This is a genomic window from Enterobacter sp. K16B, assembly GCF_020216105.1.
GTDB lineage: Bacteria > Pseudomonadota > Gammaproteobacteria > Enterobacterales > Enterobacteriaceae > Enterobacter > Enterobacter sichuanensis.
Map to the genome: position 1 here is coordinate 1 of NZ_JAIWJZ010000011.1, position 19,298 is coordinate 19,298.

Below are 19,298 nucleotides of genomic sequence, written 5' to 3' on the forward strand. Positions count from 1 at the left end.
CAGGAAGGCGATAATGCCGGCAATGCCGTAACCGAGCAGCACCGCCGGACCGGCCATCTGAATGGCAGGGCCGATGCCGAGAAACAGCCCGGTACCGATTGCGCCGCCAAGGGCAATTAACTGAATATGTCGATTTTGCAAACCACGTTGCAGCGTCGGATTCTGTTCCGACGAAGCTTCAGCGCTACCGTTGCCTGAAGCGGATGACGCGTCTTTCACGTCCTACCCCTGTCTCTTTTTTAGAAGGGGCACGTTTTAACACTTCATGCTGGCGGTAGCAAGTTTAACGCCGGGGCACGTTATGCACCCGGCGATGAGAGGTTATGAGCCGATGATCCCGCCGTCCGCTTTGGTGATCACTACCGTTGAGGAACGCGGGCGTCCGCTCGGGTTTGCATCTGGCCAGTTGGAGACGGCACGCGGATTGGCCGGGTCGGTAATATCATCCCCGCCCTCCCCCGGATGTTGAATGTTAATGAACAGCGTCCGGTTGTCCGGCGTAAACGCAATCCCGGTGATTTCACACCCGCGCGGTCCGGTCAGGAAACGGCGGTACTCATTGGTGCCCGGAATGGTGGCCACCATCTGGTTATTGCCCATCCCCTCGTAGGCTTTCTTGTTAATGGTGCTGGAAGAGACGTCGGTCTGGATCCACAGTACGCCCTGGTGATCGAACGACAGGCCATCGGGGCTGCCGAAGGCCGCCCCCTGCATCGAACCTTTGGCCTTCGGATCGTCGCTGTCGGTACGCCCGGCCATCACCAGAATATCCCATTTAAAGCGTGTGGCGGCAGGATCGGCCCCCTCTTCGTGCCAGTGCATAATATGACCAAACACGTTATTAGCGCGCGGGTTGGCGGCATCAACCGGCGCCTTACCCTCCTTCCCGCGATCGCTGTTGTTGGTGAGCGTACAGTAGACGCTGCCGCTGGCGTGCGGGTCGACCGCTATCCACTCGGGGCGATCCATTTTCGTTGCCCCCACCACGTCAGCCGCGAGGCGGGTTTTAATCAGCAGATCGCCCTGGTTTTCAAAACCGTGGTCTTGATCCAGACCATTTTGCCCGAAGATCAGCGGCAGCCAGTCGCCGCTACCCTCCTCGTTGAAGCGGGCAACGTACAGCGTACCGGACGTCAGCAGCTGCATATTGGCTTCACGGTTTGCTGGATCGTATTTTTTGTCCGAGACAAATTTATAGATGTACTCAAACTTCTGGTCATCCCCCATATAGACCACCACGCGGTTATCGGCGGCGAGCGTGACGGCGGCGCCTTCATGCTTGAAGCGGCCCAGGGCGGTGTGTTTACGCGGCGTGGAGACCGGGTCGTAGGGATCAATCTCCACGACCCAGCCGAAGCGGTTGGGTTCATTGGGGGTTTTATCGACGTTAAATCGCTCATCCACTTCGTTCCAGCGGTAGGAGTCATCGCTGTCGCTGATACCGTAGCGTTTTTCCAGCGGGTTGAGATCGGCTTTTTTGACAAAAATATCCGACCAGTTCTCCTCGCAGGTGAGATAGGTGCCCCACGGCGTATGTCCGTTGGCGCAGTTTTGCATAGTGCCCAGCACGCGCTCCCCTTGCGGATCGGCGGCGGTTTTCATTAAGTCCTGATGCCGTGCCGGACCGGTAAGCGCCATCGGGGTATTGACGGTAATACGGCGGGCATAAGAAGAGGGACGAATGACCTGCCAGTCGCTGCCCGTTTTCTTCACCTCCACCACCGACACGCCCATCGCGTTCTGTCCCTTACGGGCTTTATCGAGACTCCAGTTCGCCGTGCCGTCGGTAAACAACATCCCGTTGTCGATGTATTCATGGTTCAGCGCCAGCAGGCCATGCGCCGGGTTTTGCTCCCCTTGCGGCAGACTAAACCACGCCATACCGTCGTGGTGCATGCCTGCCTGCACGGCCTGTCCGTCCGTGGTATTGCTGGCGTCCGGCTTAAACGCCGGCATGTTATCTTTGATACCCGTCGGGTCGCCCCAGCGATAAAACGGGCGGGCAATATAGCCTTCCGGCACCCTGACCGTATCTTCCGTAGAGACGTCGATGCTGGTAAAGCCCAGGGAAACCGCTTTTGCCAGCGCGGAAGGCTTCGCTACTGCGGCAATGGCGTTTTCGGGTTTGATCAGAAAGGGGAATGAAACGGCTGCGCCCGCCACGGCGCCCATCTGTAAAAAACGGCGGCGGGAGAGAAACACCTGCGCAACCTCGGAGAATACCGGGTTAGCGCTGCGGTTATTGATTTCGTCGCGATGTTCTTTTTTAAATACGGATTTCAGAGGTCTGCCCATAGCGGCTTCCTGTCATTGGCCAAGAGGTAAGGAGTTGGCGACCAGTCTAAGAAGCTTTTGTTACAATTTTATAACACGATGAGGGCGGTGTGGGGCGTCCCTGCCCCGGATAACGAGGGTGGAACGCTTAGAAGGTGTAGCCAACCGAGACCTTAAAGGTGCGCGGCTCGCCCTGCGTAATATAGGTACCGGAATCGTCCACGCTGGCCCAGTAGTTTTCATTGGTCACGTTGTCGATGCCTGCACGTACCGTCATCTGGTTTTCGTTGTGATTTACCGCGAAGCGATAACGCATCCCCAGATCCAGCGTGGTGTAACTGTCAAGCTTTTTGCTGTTCGCGAGGTCGGCATACTGCGTGCCGGAGTGGTTTACGCGGGCGGTGGCAGTCAGCCCCTCGATCGGCTTGATGTCATATTCCGCGCCCAGCACGGCGTAAAAGTTCGGGACACCAATGGCATCGTTACCCTGGTTGAGACCATTGTTGGTTTTGGTCAGCTCCGCCTGCAGCCAGGTGGCGCTGGCGTTGAGGCGCATCCCCAGCATCGGCTCGCCGAAGACATTCAGCTCCACGCCGCGGTTGCGCTGCTCGGCGTCCAGGCCGTAATGCTTCGTCTGGCTGTCGAGAATAGCGGAAGGCATTTTGATTTCGAACAGCGCCAGAGAGCCGCCCACGCGACCGAAGTCGGCCTTCACGCCCACTTCGTTCTGTTTAGAGTGAACGATACCGGTGCTCTGCCCGTAGTTAATGGCGGTGTCAGGGGCGTTTTTACCCGGCTGCAGCGCTTCGGTATGGTTAGCATACAGAGAGATCTGCTCCCACGGCTTATAGACCACGCCGTAGGTTGGCATCCAGCGGCTGCCGTCGAAGCCATCCGCATCGTTTTCTGCGCCGGTCACTTTGTTATACCCGCGAATGACCACTTTCTGATGACGTGCCCCGGCGGTAAACAGCAGCCTGTCGTCCAGCACGCCCAGGGTATCGCTCAGCAGCCAGCCCTGTGTGCGGGTGCGTCCGCTGGTCAGCGGATCGCTGTATTTGCCGCCCAGGCCGTTGAAGTTTGAGCTGTCCGGCATATCAACCCCGGTGTTGTGGTAGATATTGGTGGTCGGGTTGTCTGCTGCCGCGGACATTTTCCACGCGATTTTTTCGTTTTTGGTCATCGCGGAGTAACCCACGTTCACCTTGTGCGACACAAAGCCGGTCGTAAAGTGACCGCGGATCCCCGCCATCCCACTGACGGAATCGCTGATGCGATTGGTATCAAGGCGGCTGACCGTGGCCTTTCCGCTTTTGTCCAGCAGCTTCGGTGCGCTGTAGGTCCCTTCTTCATGAGCGTGCTGCGCGCCGAGTCCGGTATACGCCGTCCAGCTGTCGGTGATGTCGTATTCGCTGCGCCACATCCCGAATTCGTTCTCGATGTTGCTGTAGGCCCACTTCTGGGAAATGTTGCGGTCGTTTTTCGGTGGCTCCGGCACAAAATCCACTGCCGAAATATTGACGCTGGTCGGGCTGCCGTGGAAGGTTTTCTTCTGGTAGCCGAGATCCAGCGAGGTGCGGAAGTTGTCACCTTTGTAATCCAGACCGGTGGAGAGCAGCGTGGTGCGGCGGCGATCGTTCGGTACGCCGGTTTCCCCTTCGCGATGGACCAGATTCACCCGCGCGCCAAACTGGTCGTTGTCGCCGTAGCGACGGCCCGCATCCAGCGTGGTGCCAACCTGGGAATCCGAGGTGTAGTCCACGCCGACTTTCGCCTGCGGGAGTTCGCCGGCGTGTTTTGGCTCAAGGTTGATCATTCCGCCCACGCCGGAGCTTGCCGCGCCGTTCATCAGGGCGTTTGCCCCTTTGAAGATCTCAATCCGCTCGACCATCTGCGCATCCACCACCTGACGCGGCAGAACGCCGGACAGCCCGCCAAAGGTCATATCATCGCCGTCAAACTTCAGGCCGCGGATGCGGTAAGTTTCCGCGCTGTTGCCATACCCCTGAACGTACTGTACGCCAGCGTCATTGGCGACCACATCGGCAATGGTTTTCGCCTGCTGATCGTCCACCAGCTTTGCGGTGTAGCTGATGATATTAAAGGGTACGTCCATGGCATTCTGCTCGCCGAGCATCCCCATACGCCCGCCGTTCGCCACCTGTCCGTCAAGGAAGGCTGGTACAAGCTGGTCGCCGCCGGGGGTAAAGTCGCTGGCCGGTGCCGACTGCACAACGAGAGTCTCTTCTTTTTGATCATCCGCCGCGTAAGCGGAATGTGTCGCCGCACCGACGGCGAGCGCCAGCAGCGTTTTATGTAATCTGGTGTTGTTCATCGTTAACCCATTTGAAAGTGCGCGCAAAAATGACCCGTGAGCGGGCCTTAGAATCTATTGGCTGCAATGCAAATGAGAACTATACGCATTATCTATGCGTTAGCAAGTGTCACCGCGTTCATACGGGAGGCGTGGTAAGCGATGAAGGGAATAGCCACCCCATTTCGGGGTGGCTGCAGTGACATTACTTTTTCTTGTAAATATTGGCCGTACCGTGAATTTTATTGTTGGTGTTCCCGGAGGTGAGCACCAGGACATCAGCGCCTTGCTTATCAGCTTTCTCGATCAGTTCTTTTTTAGCATCATCGATAGAGACTTCACCTGAGGTGTTTACCGTACCGATTTTCTGATACTGAGACTCAACTTTCTTAAACTCCTCCTTCGTCAGAAGCTCAGCAGCGAAGGCATGAGTCGTAAAGAAAAACGCAGTTCCCAACAAAACAGCAATAGTCTTTTTCATAACCTTTTTTCCTTGAGATTAATCAGCAACAACGAAAAGCCCCACTCATTATGGTGAGGTTTTATGAGCATGGTAGAGAAACTCAGGAAATGCCATAGGTCATGGAAAATTCTTTTATAACAACCCGTTGCATGAAATTACTAACGAATATTAAGAATATTCGAATACCCGCGCAGTGCCAGCAATATCAATGCGTACCGCGGTGCCAGGGTTCCATCCTGGCTGGCTTACGGTTTTCAGAACCACGGGTTGTTGCTCCCCGACTAACGCAAGGGTGAGCGTCGACAACTGGCCGGTAAAGTCCACATCAAGAATCGAGATCGGGCTTTCATGCGCGGCACATGCCGTCACGCGCAGCTGCTCAGGACGCAGCATCACGCGGCCCTGCCCTGTCGCATGTGTGTTGTCCGTTGCCACCTCACCCAGCGCGCACACGGCGTAACCGGCAGCAAGCTGAGCAGGCAGGATCACGGCATCACCAAGAAACAGCGCCGTCTCTTCGTCAACGGGACGGGTGTAAACCTCATAAGGGGTCCCCACCTGCGTGAAACGCCCGGCGCGCATCACGGCCACCTGCGTGGCAAAGGAGAGCGCTTCGTTCTGATCGTGGGTGACCAGAATCGAAGCCACACCTGCTTCCGCCAGCAGATCGGCCGTGGCTTTGCGCGTCGTGGCGCGCAGGCCGGTATCCAGTGCTGAGAACGGCTCGTCCAGCAACATCAGTGAAGGACGCTGGGCCAGCGCACGAGCCAGCGCCACGCGCTGCTGCTGTCCGCCAGAAATCTCATGCGGCCAGTGCGTCGCAAGCTGCCTGTCCAGAGAGACCATCTCCATCAGCGCCTCAACGCGCTGGCGTTTCTCGTGGCGGGTGCCGTCCAGCCCCCAGGCGATGTTATCTGCCACGTTAAGGTGCGGGAACAGCGCCCCTTCCTGAGGAACAAAACCGATCCGGCGCAGGTGGGCGGGCACAAAACGGTTTTCATCGAACAGCGTTTTTCCCTGCATGACAATGCGCCCGGTATCTGGCGTTTCGAACCCGGCAAGGATCCGCAGCAGCGTGGTTTTACCCGACCCGGATGGCCCGACGATCGCCGTCCTGCTCCCCGGCGCAACGCTCAGGTTCAGGTTGTCGAGCACCTGCGCATCAGCGAACGATTTAGAAATGGCGGTTAATTCAAGCATGTCATAGCCCTGCAATTTTTTTCGACTGCATATAGAGAATGGCGGTCAGCGGGAGGGAAATCAGGATCATTAGCATCGCGTAAGGCGCAGCTGCCACATAGTCAATTTCGCTGGTCAGCGCCCAGAATCCGGTGGAGAGCGTGCGCGTGCCCAGTGGAGAGAGCAACAGGGTGGCGGTCAATTCATTGCTGACGCCGAGGAACACCAGCGCGGCACCCGCCGCGGCACCCGGCGCGGCCAGCCGCATCGTGACGCTCCAGAGCGCCTTCGCGGGCGTGCTGCCAAGACTGCGCGCCACGTTCTCCAGCTCAACCGGCGCCTGGGCAATCCCCGCCCGCAGGTTAATGAGCGCCCGGGGCATAAACATCAGCAGGTAGGCAAGGAAGAGGGTAACTTCCGTCTGGTAAATGGGACGGGCGTAATGAATGGTGACGGTGACCAGCGCGAGCGCCGTGACAATCCCCGGCAGCGAGCTGGTGATATAGATACACCCTTCCAGCATCCGGAAGATGCGGCGCGGATAGCGGATACCGAGCCACGCGATGGGGATCACGCACGCCGTGGTCAGCAGGGCTCCGCCCACGCCGAGCATCAGCGTCTGGCGCAGCGAGTGCCAGAGATCGGCGCTCAGCCAGTTTTGAACGCCGCCGAGCCAAATCCAGCGACAGAGAACAATTAACGGCACACCCAGCGCCAGCACAATCAACACGATGAAAAACAGCTGACCCAGCGCGGCGGCTGCAGGCTTCAGCGGCCAGCGTTTCTGTTCACGGGCGGCCCCGGCACCGATGCGCGCGTAGCGTGCTTTTCCGCGCGTCACGCCTTCCAGCACTAAAATAGCCAGGCAGCACAGGGCCAGCACGCCCGCCAGCATGTTAGCGGCCGGGCCACTGAAGGTAGACTGAAACTGGTCATAAATGGCCGTCGTGAAGGTGTCGAAGCGAATCATCACGTACAGGCCATATTCCGCCAGCAGATGCAGCGCCACCAGCAGCGCACCGCCGCAGATAGCGAGTTTGAGCTGCGGCAGCACCACGCGGAAAAAGACCCGCCACGGCGGAGTACCGAGTGACGCAGCCACGTCTTCGAGCGTCGGGTCCAGGCGACGCAGCACCGCCGCAACCGGCATATAGATAAACGGATAGTAGGCAAGGACAGAGAGGAACACGCCTGCAGAGAGCCCGTGCATGGACGGGACAACGCTCACCCAGGCATAGCTTTGCACAAACGCGGGGATGGCCAGCGGGGCGACCGCCAGCGCGGACCAAATCCCCCGCCCGGCAAGCTGCGTGCGCTCGGTGAGCCAGGCGATGGCCACGCCCGTCACGATGCAAAGTGGAACCGCAAGGGCCGTCAGCCACAGCGTGTTGCTGAGCAGCTCAGCCACACGCGGGCGGAAGACCAGCGCCTTTATGGTTTCCCAGCCCGTCTCAATGCCAATGGCAATGATAAAGCCCAAAGGCAGAAGCGCCATTAATGAAAACAACACAGCTAACGCAACCATCGGCAGTGCAGGACGCCTGCGGGCAGGCTCCTGCACTCTGTTTTTTCCGATGTCGAGACTCAGACCAGACATAAGACCTTCACTTCACTTTCAGGATCACAGCAGGCCGGCTTGCGTCATCAGCTCGATAACTTTTTTACTGTTGAGCGTTGAAGGCTCTACTTTCGGGGCATCAAGATCTTTCAGTGGAACCAGTTTCGGGTTTGAGGCCGCGTTCACGCCCACGGCGTATTCAAAGGCATTATTGGTACGCAGACTTTCCTGCCCTTCTTTACCGGTAATGTATTTAATGAAGGCCTGCGCCTGCGCTTTATGTTTGCTGGACGCCAGCACACCACCGCCAGAGAGGCTAACAAACGCGCCCGGATCCTGGTGTTTGAAGTAGTAGAGTTGGGTGTTTTTGCTGTTTTCGCCCGTTTTGGACTGATCGACAAAGCGGTAGTAGTGATAGATCACGCCGCCATCGATCTGGCCGGCATTGACCGCTTTCATCACGGTGCTGTTGCCTTTATAGGCCACGAAATTAGCTTTCATCGCCTTGAGCCATTCCAGCGTGGCCTGCTCGCCTTTCAGCGCCAGCATTGCGCTCACGATGGCCTGGAAATCCGCACCTGATGGTGATGCCGCCCAGCGGCCTTTCCACTCGGGTTTCGCCAGGTCCATCAGCGACTTAGGCAGCTGCTGTTCGCTCAGTTTTGCCGGGTTATAGACAAACACCGTGCTGCGGGCCGCGATGCCGATCCAGCGACCGTGCGCCGGACGGTATTCTGCCGGCACCTGCTTCAGGGTCTCTGCATCCAGCGGCGCAAACAGGTTGGCATTATCCACCAGCACCATTGACGGAGAGTTCTCGGTCAGGAATACGTCCGCCGGGGATGCGCTGCCCTCCTGAACCAGCTGGTTACCCAACTCGCTGTCATCGCCGTTACGCAAAGTCACTTTGATGCCGGTTTCTTTGGTAAAACCGTCAACCCACGACTTCACCAGGTTTTCATGCTGCGCGTTGTAGACAACGATACCTTCGCTGTTATCGGCAGCAACCGATTGTGTGGAAAGGAAAAGTGAGGAAGACAACAAGGCAAGCGAGAAGCAGGACAGCAGGCGAGAATTCATGAACATATCCTTAATAGACCAACGGGAGTAACCACTCATAGCTTTGTGGGAAAGGATTAAAGCATACAACAACGCTAATGATAATTAGTATCAATCAAGTTTAAGCGTAAAAGTGTAAAATTTCATTTTCGCTGGGTTTGAAGTGATAAAAATCCAGACAGGAAAGGCAGCTCAATTAAAACTTAAGAAAACCTTAAGACTGAACGAAAGGAAATCCCTTAGCCTTCTATTTATTATTGCGATATTTAATGCACAGGTTAACCACTCTCCCGCCAGAGAAGCGGGAGAATTTAATGCGGGGCGTTATTTATCGATTAAATTAAAATCACTCTGGTTATATCTTTGCCCCTGGATATTCTCAGGCGTAAAGATATGGTCAACGATTTTAATATCAGAATCGGAAAGGTTCAGGCTGACCGCACCTGCATTATCCTGTAAATGCGCTATTTTTCGGGCCCCCGGAATGGGAACAATATCCTCTCCTTTGCTCATCACCCACGCCAGTGCCAGTTGTGCAAGAGAACAATGGTATTTATCCGCTATATCCTGCAGCTGATCGAGCAGCAGTTGGTTTTTCCGCATCGCTGCTTTCTGGAAGCGAGGCAGGTTGCGCCGAAAATCATCCTCGCCAAAGCCTGAATTGTCTGTAATTTTTCCGGTTAAAAAACCGCGACCTAACGGGCTATAGGGTACAAACCCAACGCCTAACTCGCGGCAAGCGTTGAGAATGCTTTTCTCCGGCTCGCGAGTCCAGAGTGAATACTCAGTCTGGACGGCGGTAATGGGATAAATTTTGCAGGCCCGGCGTAACGTGTCGGCTGATACTTCTGAAAGTCCGATGTGGCGAATTTTCCCTTCCTTGATTAAATCAGCCATTGTTCCCACGACGTCTTCAACAGGGACAGCCGGGTCGACGCGGTGCTGATAAAGCAGATCGATAGTATCAATATTGAGACGTTTAAGTGAGCCTTCCACCGCTTCGCGAATATGTTCAGGGCGGCTGTCAACGCCAGCCATACGCTCAAGCCCCTGCCCGGAGGCAAGGATGCGAAAACCAAATTTAGTCGCAATCTGTACCTTATCGCGAATGCCTTTAATCGCTTTTCCAACCAGGATTTCATTATCATAAGGGCCGTAGACTTCTGCGGAATCAAGGAAGGTGACGCCCAAATCCACCGCAGCACGAATGGTATTGATCGCCTCGGATTCTTCGGCGCCACCATAGGCAAAACTCATCCCCATACAACCCAATCCCAGTGCTGACACCTGGAATTTTTCTTTTCCCAGATAACGTGTTTTCATCTTATATTCCTCTTTTGATAAATCGCAGGAAATATATACTTCCATTATTAGCGCATAACAATTAGTATATTTTTAATGCAGTATTTTATGGGAATTAACAATGAATAACGCACCAGAATTGCAACATATAGAAATATTACTTCTTATTGTAAAACATGGAAGTTTTCGTAAAGCCGCAAAAGAATTAAATGTTTCAGCGCCAACATTAACGGTTACCATAAATAATCTTGAAGAAAAACTTGGGGTTAGACTTTTAAATCGTTCCACCCGGAGCTTGTCTTTGACCGCTGTCGGTAAAGCGTTTCTTGATGACGTGACGCCAGTCCTGAATGACTACAGGCGGGTCATTGATAATCTTAACGACCATAAGGAACAACCAGAGGGCGTCATCAGAATCAACTTACCCCGGATCGTGCTTGATCTCTTTTTTCAAAGCCATTTCGTTAAGTTTAAAAATGATTACCCGGGTATTAACCTGGCGTTATTCACCACAGACAAAAAAATAAACATTATCGATGCGGGTTTCGATGTCGGCATACGTTATACACAAGATGTTCCTAAGGATATGGTTGCGATTCCATTTGGAGGCAAGATGACTCTTATTCCTGTTGCCAGCCCTGAATTTTTGGAAAAAGCAGGACAGCCTGGCTCCCCAAAAGATCTGGTAAAATTCAGGTGTATAAATCGCTGCTTTCCTGATGGTCAGCTATACCGCTGGGAGTTTATCGATCCACAAGGGGAAAAAATGGAGGTATCTGTTAATGGCGATTTGGTTGTAGATTCAGACGCGGCAATGATTCAGGCTGCTGAAGTTGGGTTAGGGATTGCGTTTGTTTATGAGGGGCTGGTTAAGGATAAAATTAGCGACAACAAGCTTGTCCGTTTGCTAGCGGATTATACCTATCCCGCTGATAATTTTTGTATTTACTACCCGAGCCGAAAACATCTGCCAGCACCGCTGAGAACCTTCATAGCGTGGGTAATCTCGATGAATAAAAACGTGCGGAGATGAAATGGCACGCCCTGTAGGATTCGAACCTACGACCTACGGCTTAGAAGGCCGTTGCTCTATCCAACTGAGCTAAGGGCGCACTGAGAAGAGTGAACTTCGCGGCGGTGAAACGCGAAGAATTATACGGTCAATGGCAGGTGAGTCAATGCCTTTTCCGTTTTCTCCCCTGATTAGGGCTAGCTGATTGTAAATATGACTGTTTTTTCTCCATTCCCCCGCCTTTCTCCCGTACACTTTCCTGCTGCGAAAAGGCTTAGTTGCATTTAAGTAACGCCTGCTGTTTTCCTGAACGTCAGCTCGTCACACTAGAGAGAGGTAACCCGGCCGCCTGGAGGCTGACAGACAACAGGACAATGGAGTGACAGCGCACAACCTGATCGATACGCCCCCCCGGTTAGAATACATCTCTCAGGAGATCGTCGGCATCAAGCTTGAGCCCATCGTCGCCCTCCGCTCTATGCACCAGGTGGGGATGGAGGTCCTCAGCGTCCTCAGTGAATCACGGTACAATGAGGGCTTTTTCGGCGATCGGTCTGCAGAGTGGTCGATATCGCTGCTTGAAGCACAGCTTGCCGCGTTAAAAAATACGCCGCGCGGTCATAACCTTTTTATTAATCTGCCGATAACCGTCCTGACAGAGTCTGCGCCTTTTCAGCGGCTTATCAGGCTGCCTGGCGCGCCGCTCCATATTGAGATTGTCGACCCCGCAACGTTTCTGGCGCTGTGTGCCGCACAGAAGCAGCGCGTCATTGAGAATCTGATGCAGCTCAGAAACCGGGGGCACGCTGTCTGGCTGGATGACGTAGATGAGATCCTGGTGCAGTCGTTTTTATCCAGCCGGCTTCCGTTAAGCGGCATCAAAATAGATAAGGAAGCATTCTGGCGTTTACGCGACACCCCTGCGCTGAGGCAACTGGTTTCCCGCTGCTTTCAGCTTGCCGGGCACGTGCTTATCGAAGGTATTGAGACTGAACGCGATCGTACCTGGGCAATGGAGGCAGGCGCCGATCTCGGCCAGGGATATTACTGGCCGTCCTGGACATGGCCGGAGGATTAAAACGCCATTTCCAGGAGGGAGGCCATGCGAATGACAGTGCGCCGTTACCGGCGGCGGCGTACAGGAAGTGATGCACTGGGATTTACGCGCTCACCTTTTACTCCCCCCTTTTTCGACCGGCTCGAGTTTTTGAGCCAGTCCATCAGCCAGCCCCGCAAAACAGATGCCCCGTTTATCATTCTGGTGACGGAAGATCACTTCCTGCGCACCGGTTTTCTCAACGGGCAGTTTCCCCTGAGCAGCTGCTGCGACTACGCCACGCTGGACGACGCCCTTGTCGCCCAGACACAGTGGCCATCAGCCCGTCTGGTCGTCGATATAGAAAGCCGCTCCACGGGCCTTCTGGATAAACTGGATCAGCTGCGAAGGCATAGCCTGTTTCCGCCTTTCCTTACCCCCTGGCTGTTAGTCCGGGCTGATAACTACGATACCCGTCTCTTCTGCAAAGCGGCGGGCCCTTTTCATGTGCTCGAACGCCAGCTGAACGCCACAGCCCTCCAGCATAGCCTGCTGAATACCAGCCCCCCTCAGGGCTCCGACAAAGAGTGGTTCTCCCGCAACGAATGGCCAATCCTGCAGGAACTCTCCCGGGGCAAGACGCTACGTCAGATTGCCCTTATGCAGAACCGTCCCTATAGCCGCATTATCTATCGTCTCAGCTGCATTCTGCTGAAACTGGGGCTGAGCCATCGCCAGGAATTGCTACACCTTCTTAATAACCTCTCAGACTGCACGTTTTAACCCACGCGCTAACCCCTTATTTCCTAAAGCGCTTTAGGAATTTACTTACCATTAACGTTGCAAAAATGTTAATTTTTAACATTAAATTCGAAATTACAACTATTCCTAATTTATGGGCGCAAACCTTGTGAAATGCCACAAATTGAAGGAATTACAGTACTTTCCTCCATCCGTTAAGTGAATGGAGAAAGCGTTAACAGGATGATAATGATGTAAAAACAAGCAGCTTAGCGGCGGCGCCCTGGAGTAAGAAGCGAAGCAGGTAGCATGTTCTCCTGTGCAACAGAGGCGTTTATCCGGGTTAACCCGGGTACTTTCAGATGAAGGTTTGACGGCCCGTGAGGTCAATTTTTCACCTCATCATCGCGGGTTCGTCCTCTGAAATGACGCGCGTTTTTGTTAACAATAAATTAACACAAAGAGATATCTGTTATTTTTTGTTATTACATAAAGATGAAAATATGCGGTAAATGGGATAACAGGATATTTCCGCTAATTTTAAAAAAATAGCGATTCAGATCCAGAAGATAATATAAACCAATACCCTGCGATTAATTTACAGGGTTTTCGGAAAAAACTTACACGGTATAATAAGAAGCGTATCAAATATGAATAAGAAATACCTTTTTGCCAACACCAGCCAAATGAGATGACCGCGCTGAGGCATAGTTCTTTTCACTACGTCAACAAGGATGCTTTCGCTCTTTCCAGGGAAATACTACGGTATAGGGATCTGCACTTTTATCCTTCCGGCATTTCGAGAGTTTTACAAACTCTGCATAACGCTTTTAACAATCTGAGGCATTAAAAATGAAACCGGCATCCGTTATCATTATGGACGAACATCCTATCGTCAGAATGTCGATAGAAGTCCTGCTACAGAAAAATAAGAATATCGTCGTCAAGCTGAAGTCTGGCGATAGCCATGAAGTCCTTGACTGTATCCGCAATCACCCTATCGATCTGGTGATCCTTGACATTGAACTCACGGGCACGGATGCCTTTGCTTTGCTAAAGAGAATCAGGAACTTAAACAAGGACATCAAGGTTCTGTTCCTCTCGTCTAAATCTGAGTCATTTTACGCAGGTCGCGCCATTCGCGCCGGAGCAAATGGTTTTGTCAGTAAACGAAAAGATTTGGGTGAGATCTACAACGCAGTAGAAATGATCCTGATGGGCTATTCATTTTTCCCGTCAGAAACGCTGAACTTTATTAATCATCTGGGTTCGGGGAAAGGAATGGCAGCAGATATGCCATTATCGAATCGTGAGGTCACGGTATTACGTTATCTGGCGAATGGATTATCCAATAAGGAAATTGCTGAGCAGCTACTATTAAGCAACAAGACCATTAGTGCGCACAAATCCAATATTTATTCCAAGCTGGGTGTACAGAGCATCGTGGAATTAATTGATTACGCCAAAGCGCACGAACTGCTATAACCTGAATTCACTCCCTGCAGCTTATCTGAGCTTCAGGGAGTGCGGTCAGTGTTAATTATAATTAATCATGAAGGTCGCATCCGCATCAGCCCGTCCGGGCTGAGGGTTATCTGCAGTGGCGATATAATTGGCATAAAACGACAATGTCGCATTCCCCAGCGCGTCAACCGGGACCGACTGGCTGGCCTGCTGGAGAGCCAGTCGCGTTTTATCCGCATCCCTGATCTCAACCGCGACATGACTTGCCGTACTGGCGTCATTCAGCGCCAGCAAACCGTTATTGCTCCCGTCGGCTTTGCCCGAAAACGTAATCGAGGCTGCACCCGGCGGACAGCCAGTCAGCTTCAGGGTAAACGGCATGGGCTGCGTACGGCTCCCGGTAGTGCTCAGCTGTTTGGTGGGCCAGGTGCCCAGCGTGACGGTTTTGTCGCTGTCGCTGCCCTCCGCGACGCAGGTAAAATCGACAATATTGCCGGACATCTGAATATTGATCTCGCCCAGTGCTGTCGCTGACCACGCGTTGGTCTGAAACATCACCAGCGCCAGCGCAGTAACATGTCCTTTCCAGTTCCGCATCTCTCCCCCTTAATCGTAATCCACGCGGAGATAGCCGCGAGAGGTGAACCGGCCTTCTGCGGGTTTATTCCCGGTAATGCTTACCGGCCAGACGCGGATCCCCACCTGCGCCTGTGCACTGTCATCCAGGCGGAACGGAATTTTGCTGTTCAGGTTGTTAGGCGTCAGAGGCGTGCCGCTATCGTTCGCCACCACAAATCCCAGATCGGGGTTATCGGAAACCAGCGCATTGCCAGCGATTTTTTCCGCCTCGATACGCATCGTCAGATACGCATTGGCCTCCACGTTCGTACACTTAATGGCAATGGTTTTACTTTGTGGCGAGACTTTCTGGGGACGGTTTCCGGCACCCGCCTGGCTGAACAACGACGCGCCGATATCGCCAAAATCGAACTCCACCACCTGCCCGGCATTTATCGCGCAGCTTTGTGGCACCTGAATGGTACCGCTATAGCTGATGGTATACACCGGCGTATTCAGGGAGTCAGATGGCGTGGTGGTCACATATACGGTGAACATGGTCCGTTTCGGGATCACCACCATGTTGATGAACCGTCGGGTGACTCTCAGGCGAAAGACCAGCTTTGAGTCGGTAACCGGAAACGCCTTGTTCTTTGGAACGTTAGGGTGCTCCCCCATCTGGATGTAGTTCGCCGGCGGATAGAACGTCCCCGCGAAGTCATCGTGGATCTGCATCGCGCCATCAAGATAGTCATTGAGCTTCACATACTTGTAGCTATCAATCACCGTCGTTATCGGCAAACTGGTGACGTAGCTACGCATGGTGGACTTGCCTGTCGTCCCTCTGGGACATATGGCATTCACGCCGACCAGCCCGGACTTTTGCGCCAGGGTCACAATCTGCCCAGGCTTGTTATTGGAGCTGTTAAAAACGTTTGAGAGATCGTAGGAGATATCCTTCGCCACCCCATTGGCGTTCTGACAAACCGTTGCCCAGGCGGGCATCGCGCTGCACAGCAGCGCAAAGCTCATTACGTTGCGTAAAATGCGCATCTTAAGATCCCCGTTAACGATCACAGCTGGCCCCCGCCATGGTAATGGCCTGGTTCTGACTTTCAGGCGATAAGCGATAGTGAGCGCGACACTGAGACTGCGCCCCGTCGCCCCACTGGATCAGCAGTTCGCCTTCCAGCGGCAGCCCACTCAGGTAAATCTGCCCGTCATCCCCTACCATGCTGGTCACCCCGCTTTGCGTTTCGCGGACCACCGCGCCAAACGGCACGGGCTGGTTGCCGCGCGTCACCGTCAGCAGGGCGCGCACGCCAATGCGGGTATCAAAGCTGGCGCGCACCAGCGCGCCTTTGGTCGGCACCACGCTGCTCACGTTATTTTCGATATCGGTGTTGTTACTCATGGTGTTGGTATCCAGCGCCACGCGGTTATAGCGGTAGACGGTGGCATACGGCATCACTGCATAGCCTCGCCAGTCGGTTTTCACGCCGGTCTGGTTCTCGACGCTGACGCCGGATGCCCCCGGGGCTTTGATCAGCACGTTGGTGTCGCCCAGCGGCTGGCTGAAGGTCACGCCGTCAGCATGGCCGACCACCCCGCCGGAGAGCTGCCAGTTGAGATCGTGCTGATCGCGGCTGTAGTTGTAACCCACGCCCAGCGTGCCGTAGGTCGCCTGCCAGTTGGCGCTGGCGCTTCCGCTTGAGCCATTGGTGCTGGTGTGTCCCTGGGTCACGCTGTAGTTCAGGTTGCGATCCTCCAGCAACGTTCCGCTGACCCCGGTTTGCCAGCTCGTGTCGCCATCGCTGTTTCGACTGGCGGATGCCGTGGCGTAGGCCCTGTCGATGGCGCTGTCCCGGCGATAACCCTGACGGGTAAAGAGGCTGAACGGCACGGAGACGTTAAACGAGGCGATCCGGTCGGTACCGTCGATCCCGACGGATTTGTTCCACGACCACGAAACGGAGTAGTTGATCCCCTTCACGCCCCCCGCGTACCCCAGCTGATACCAGAGGTTCGACTCGTCCGTCCCCCAGTAGGTTTGCTCGCTGCCGGAGATATACACCGAGCCGTAATCTCCCAGCGACTGAGAAACATTGAGCTGGAAGCGGCCTTTTTTATTCCACGTCAGGTTGTGGTAACTCTGCACGTCCGGCACATCGTTATCGTCCTGGCTGTCGGCATACTGATAGCCTTCCATTGAGCGCCAGGCGACATCGTCCAGGGTATAAAACCCTTTTGTGGAGTAGCGGTAGCCCAGCAGCTGGAAGTTGGTGCCGAAGCCGTTAAGGGATTTCGCGTAGAGGAAGCGCAGAGACTGCCCCTCATGTTTGCTGTCGTCCGCAAGCTGGCTGCGGGCATGGGTAATATCGAGCGAGACCGCTCCCCAGTCACCGAGGTTTTTACCGGCCCCGATGGCCACCGCGGTATAGCGTGACGCGAGCTGCGTGCCGCCGTAGAGCGTGTAGCCGTTGGCAAGGCCGGTAATCAGGGTGCCCTGGGTGAAGAACGGCGTATCCTGGTCGCTGTTGCCGCTGCGGTAATCCCCGGCCACCAGGTCATACTTCCAGCGCCCTTCACGCTGCAGGAGCGGCACGGTGGAGTACGGCACGGTATAACGCTGCTGGGTGCCGTCTTTCTCTTCGACCGTCACCTCAAGGTCACCGCTTGAGGAGGTCGGGTTGAGATCGCTAATGGCAAATGCGCCCGGCTGCACGTAGCTTTGATAGATCACGTAGCCGTTCTGACGCACCACCACTTTGGCGGGCGTCCGGGCAATCCCGCGCACGGTAGGTGCGTAGCCCTGCAGGCTGTCCGGGTACATGCTGTCAGACGAGAAAAGCCGCCCGCCGCGAAAACCGACGCTGTCAAAAACGTCATTCCCGGTATTGCTGTCGCCCAGCACCAGTTCACTTTTCAGCGGGATAACGGTGCGCTGCGCCCAGGTGCCAATGTTCTGCCACTCGTTGTGGCGCTGCCCGTTGGTCTGCGTGTAGCGCCAGGCACCATTATTTCGTAAACGCCAGGCGCCGTAGTTCAGGCCGCTTTGCAGGTTCAGGTAGTAGCTGTCGTCTTCGCTTCCCCGGTTGCCCGTGAAGCTGTAGTTCACCAGGGCCGCGGGGATGCCTTCATCCCACTGTTCAGGCGGAATGTAGCCCCGGGCGCTGTTCTGCAACGCCACCTGCGGCAGGCTGACGTTCAGACGCTGCGAGGCAAAGTTAAATACCGTTTCGCTGCCGGGTATGGCCGTGGTCAACGGCACGCAGGTCTCGCCCTGCACCTTAGCCAGCTCGGGAAACGCCACCACATTCACGCCAAAGCGATCGAGCATCGCGCGCGTAATACACGCCGACAACCCGCCTGCTACCGGCGGCGCGTCCCCGGCCTGCTCAAAACGCACGTCCTGGGTGCCGATAAACTCATCGTTACGCCAGATATCCACGCGATAAACGCCGGGTGCCTGCTGGTGCCCTTGTTCAAAACGCGACAAATCCGCCACGCTGGCGGCGTCGTCGGAGAGAAAGGCCGGGTTGAAGTAACTTTCGCTCCAGCCAGCCTGTGGCCAGAGCGCCGCCATCAGCGCCAGCGCAACCGGGCAGTAACGTCTCTGGTGGTTTTTCATCGCCCTGACTCTGCTCACAGGTTAACGCTACGCGCCGGTGTGATGGCACCGTAGTCATTCACGCTCTGCCAGGAGAGCGTGCCGCCGGCACCGGCTGGCAACACCTGCTGCGCCGCGCTTTTCGGCGCCACCATCAGGTTATCCAGCGGCTTGCCCCCCAGCTTCAGATTGACCAGGGTGATGTAATACGGTGAAGCGTTGCTGACTTTTAGATGGTTACCCGCACGCTCAAACCGCAGCTGGGAAAGCGCCTCTTCCGGCTGCATCGCCAGGTTGTTCGGGCGTACAAACAGCTTGATACGCGAGAGGATCGCCAGCTGCAGCACGTTATTGTTTTCCGTTTTCGCTTTGTTCACTGACGGGATCGCCTTCACGTTCATGTAAAAGAGCGATTCGCGGTCGGCAGGCAGCGCAGGCCCGGCATAAATAATACGCAGCGTGTTTTCACTGTCCGGCTCGCTCACAAACAATGGCGGGGTGACGGCAAAGGTTTTTTCTTTTTGCCCGTTTGCATTTTCGATCCACGCGTTAATTAAATAGCGTTCTTGTTTATTGCTGTTGGTGATCGCCAGCGATGTTTGCTTCGCATCGGCCGGGTAAATAACGCGGGTGGCCCCCAGCGCAATACCGCCGGACGCATTCGCGCATGCAGAAACCATCATTAAAATAAACGCTAAAAAAAGTCCTGGTTTAATTCGGGTATTCAT

Annotated in this window: 15 protein-coding genes, 1 tRNA gene and 1 pseudogene; 4 read left to right on the forward strand and 13 right to left on the reverse strand. The window is 54.8% G+C overall.

Annotated features, from left to right (window positions below; genetic code table 11):
- The 8 genes and pseudogenes from LDK53_RS02525 to LDK53_RS02560 form a co-directional block, all read right to left on the reverse strand.
- Positions 1-219: pseudogene (locus tag LDK53_RS02525) on the reverse strand (aromatic amino acid transporter AroP); the annotation flags it as partial.
- A 102-nt stretch (positions 220-321) separates the two neighbouring features.
- Positions 322-2,295 (reverse strand): PhoX family protein, encoded by a 1,974-nt coding sequence (locus LDK53_RS02530; RefSeq protein ID WP_225283999.1) that lies wholly within the window; start codon positions 2,293-2,295, stop codon positions 322-324.
- A 127-nt stretch (positions 2,296-2,422) separates the two neighbouring features.
- Positions 2,423-4,609: a TonB-dependent receptor gene (locus LDK53_RS02535; RefSeq protein ID WP_225284001.1), complete on the reverse strand. Its 2,187-nt coding sequence runs from the start codon at positions 4,607-4,609 to the stop codon at positions 2,423-2,425.
- A gap of 184 nt (positions 4,610-4,793) precedes the next feature.
- Positions 4,794-5,069: a DUF1471 family periplasmic protein YahO gene (gene yahO, locus LDK53_RS02540; protein WP_025759522.1), complete on the reverse strand. Its 276-nt coding sequence runs from the start codon at positions 5,067-5,069 to the stop codon at positions 4,794-4,796.
- 150 nt (positions 5,070-5,219) lie between these two features.
- Positions 5,220-6,251, reverse strand: a complete 1,032-nt coding sequence (locus tag LDK53_RS02545) for an ABC transporter ATP-binding protein (protein WP_225284003.1) — start codon at positions 6,249-6,251, stop codon at positions 5,220-5,222.
- 1 nt (position 6,252) lies between these two features.
- A complete protein-coding gene (locus LDK53_RS02550) occupies positions 6,253-7,827 on the reverse strand; it encodes an ABC transporter permease (RefSeq protein WP_025759519.1) in 1,575 nt (524 codons plus the stop codon).
- A gap of 24 nt (positions 7,828-7,851) precedes the next feature.
- The gene (locus tag LDK53_RS02555) at positions 7,852-8,868 is read right to left on the reverse strand and encodes an iron ABC transporter substrate-binding protein (protein ID WP_047957928.1); all 1,017 of its coding nucleotides are present in this window, start codon (positions 8,866-8,868) and stop codon (positions 7,852-7,854) included.
- A gap of 303 nt (positions 8,869-9,171) precedes the next feature.
- On the reverse strand, positions 9,172-10,170 hold the full coding sequence (locus LDK53_RS02560) for an aldo/keto reductase (RefSeq protein WP_225284014.1): 999 nt from the start codon (positions 10,168-10,170) through the stop codon (positions 9,172-9,174).
- 100 nt (positions 10,171-10,270) lie between these two features.
- Here LDK53_RS02560 and LDK53_RS02565 point away from each other — a divergent pair, with 100 nt between their 5' ends.
- Positions 10,271-11,182, forward strand: coding sequence for a LysR family transcriptional regulator (locus LDK53_RS02565; RefSeq protein ID WP_225284017.1), 912 nt, complete (start codon positions 10,271-10,273; stop codon positions 11,180-11,182).
- Positions 11,183-11,184: 2 nt separating this feature from the next.
- Here LDK53_RS02565 and LDK53_RS02570 read toward each other — a convergent pair.
- Positions 11,185-11,261 (reverse strand) — tRNA-Arg (locus LDK53_RS02570).
- Positions 11,262-11,540: 279 nt separating this feature from the next.
- Between LDK53_RS02570 and LDK53_RS02575 the strand changes: the two genes are divergently transcribed.
- The 3 genes from LDK53_RS02575 to fimZ all read left to right on the forward strand — a co-directional run bounded on the left by LDK53_RS02575 (position 11,541) and on the right by fimZ (position 14,423).
- A complete protein-coding gene (locus LDK53_RS02575) occupies positions 11,541-12,239 on the forward strand; it encodes an EAL domain-containing protein (RefSeq protein ID WP_225284019.1) in 699 nt (232 codons plus the stop codon).
- A gap of 24 nt (positions 12,240-12,263) precedes the next feature.
- Complete coding sequence (locus LDK53_RS02580) at positions 12,264-12,980, forward strand: helix-turn-helix transcriptional regulator (RefSeq protein ID WP_025756110.1); 717 nt, start codon at positions 12,264-12,266, stop codon at positions 12,978-12,980.
- A gap of 810 nt (positions 12,981-13,790) precedes the next feature.
- Positions 13,791-14,423: a fimbria biosynthesis transcriptional regulator FimZ gene (gene fimZ, locus LDK53_RS02585; RefSeq protein WP_025756111.1), complete on the forward strand. Its 633-nt coding sequence runs from the start codon at positions 13,791-13,793 to the stop codon at positions 14,421-14,423.
- A gap of 51 nt (positions 14,424-14,474) precedes the next feature.
- On the opposite strand, the gene sfmF is transcribed toward fimZ, so the two are convergent.
- The 4 genes from sfmF to fimC are packed head-to-tail and all read right to left on the reverse strand — an operon-like array spanning position 14,475 to position 19,298.
- Positions 14,475-14,999: a fimbria assembly protein gene (sfmF, locus tag LDK53_RS02590; RefSeq protein WP_025756112.1), complete on the reverse strand. Its 525-nt coding sequence runs from the start codon at positions 14,997-14,999 to the stop codon at positions 14,475-14,477.
- Between the two features lie 9 nt (positions 15,000-15,008).
- Positions 15,009-16,013 (reverse strand): type 1 fimbria D-mannose specific adhesin FimH, encoded by a 1,005-nt coding sequence (gene fimH, locus LDK53_RS02595; protein ID WP_059386522.1) that lies wholly within the window; start codon positions 16,011-16,013, stop codon positions 15,009-15,011.
- 13 nt (positions 16,014-16,026) lie between these two features.
- Positions 16,027-18,591, reverse strand: coding sequence for a fimbrial biogenesis usher protein (locus tag LDK53_RS02600; protein WP_225284021.1), 2,565 nt, complete (start codon positions 18,589-18,591; stop codon positions 16,027-16,029).
- 14 nt (positions 18,592-18,605) lie between these two features.
- Positions 18,606-19,298: a type 1 fimbria chaperone FimC gene (gene fimC, locus LDK53_RS02605; RefSeq protein ID WP_045286673.1), complete on the reverse strand. Its 693-nt coding sequence runs from the start codon at positions 19,296-19,298 to the stop codon at positions 18,606-18,608.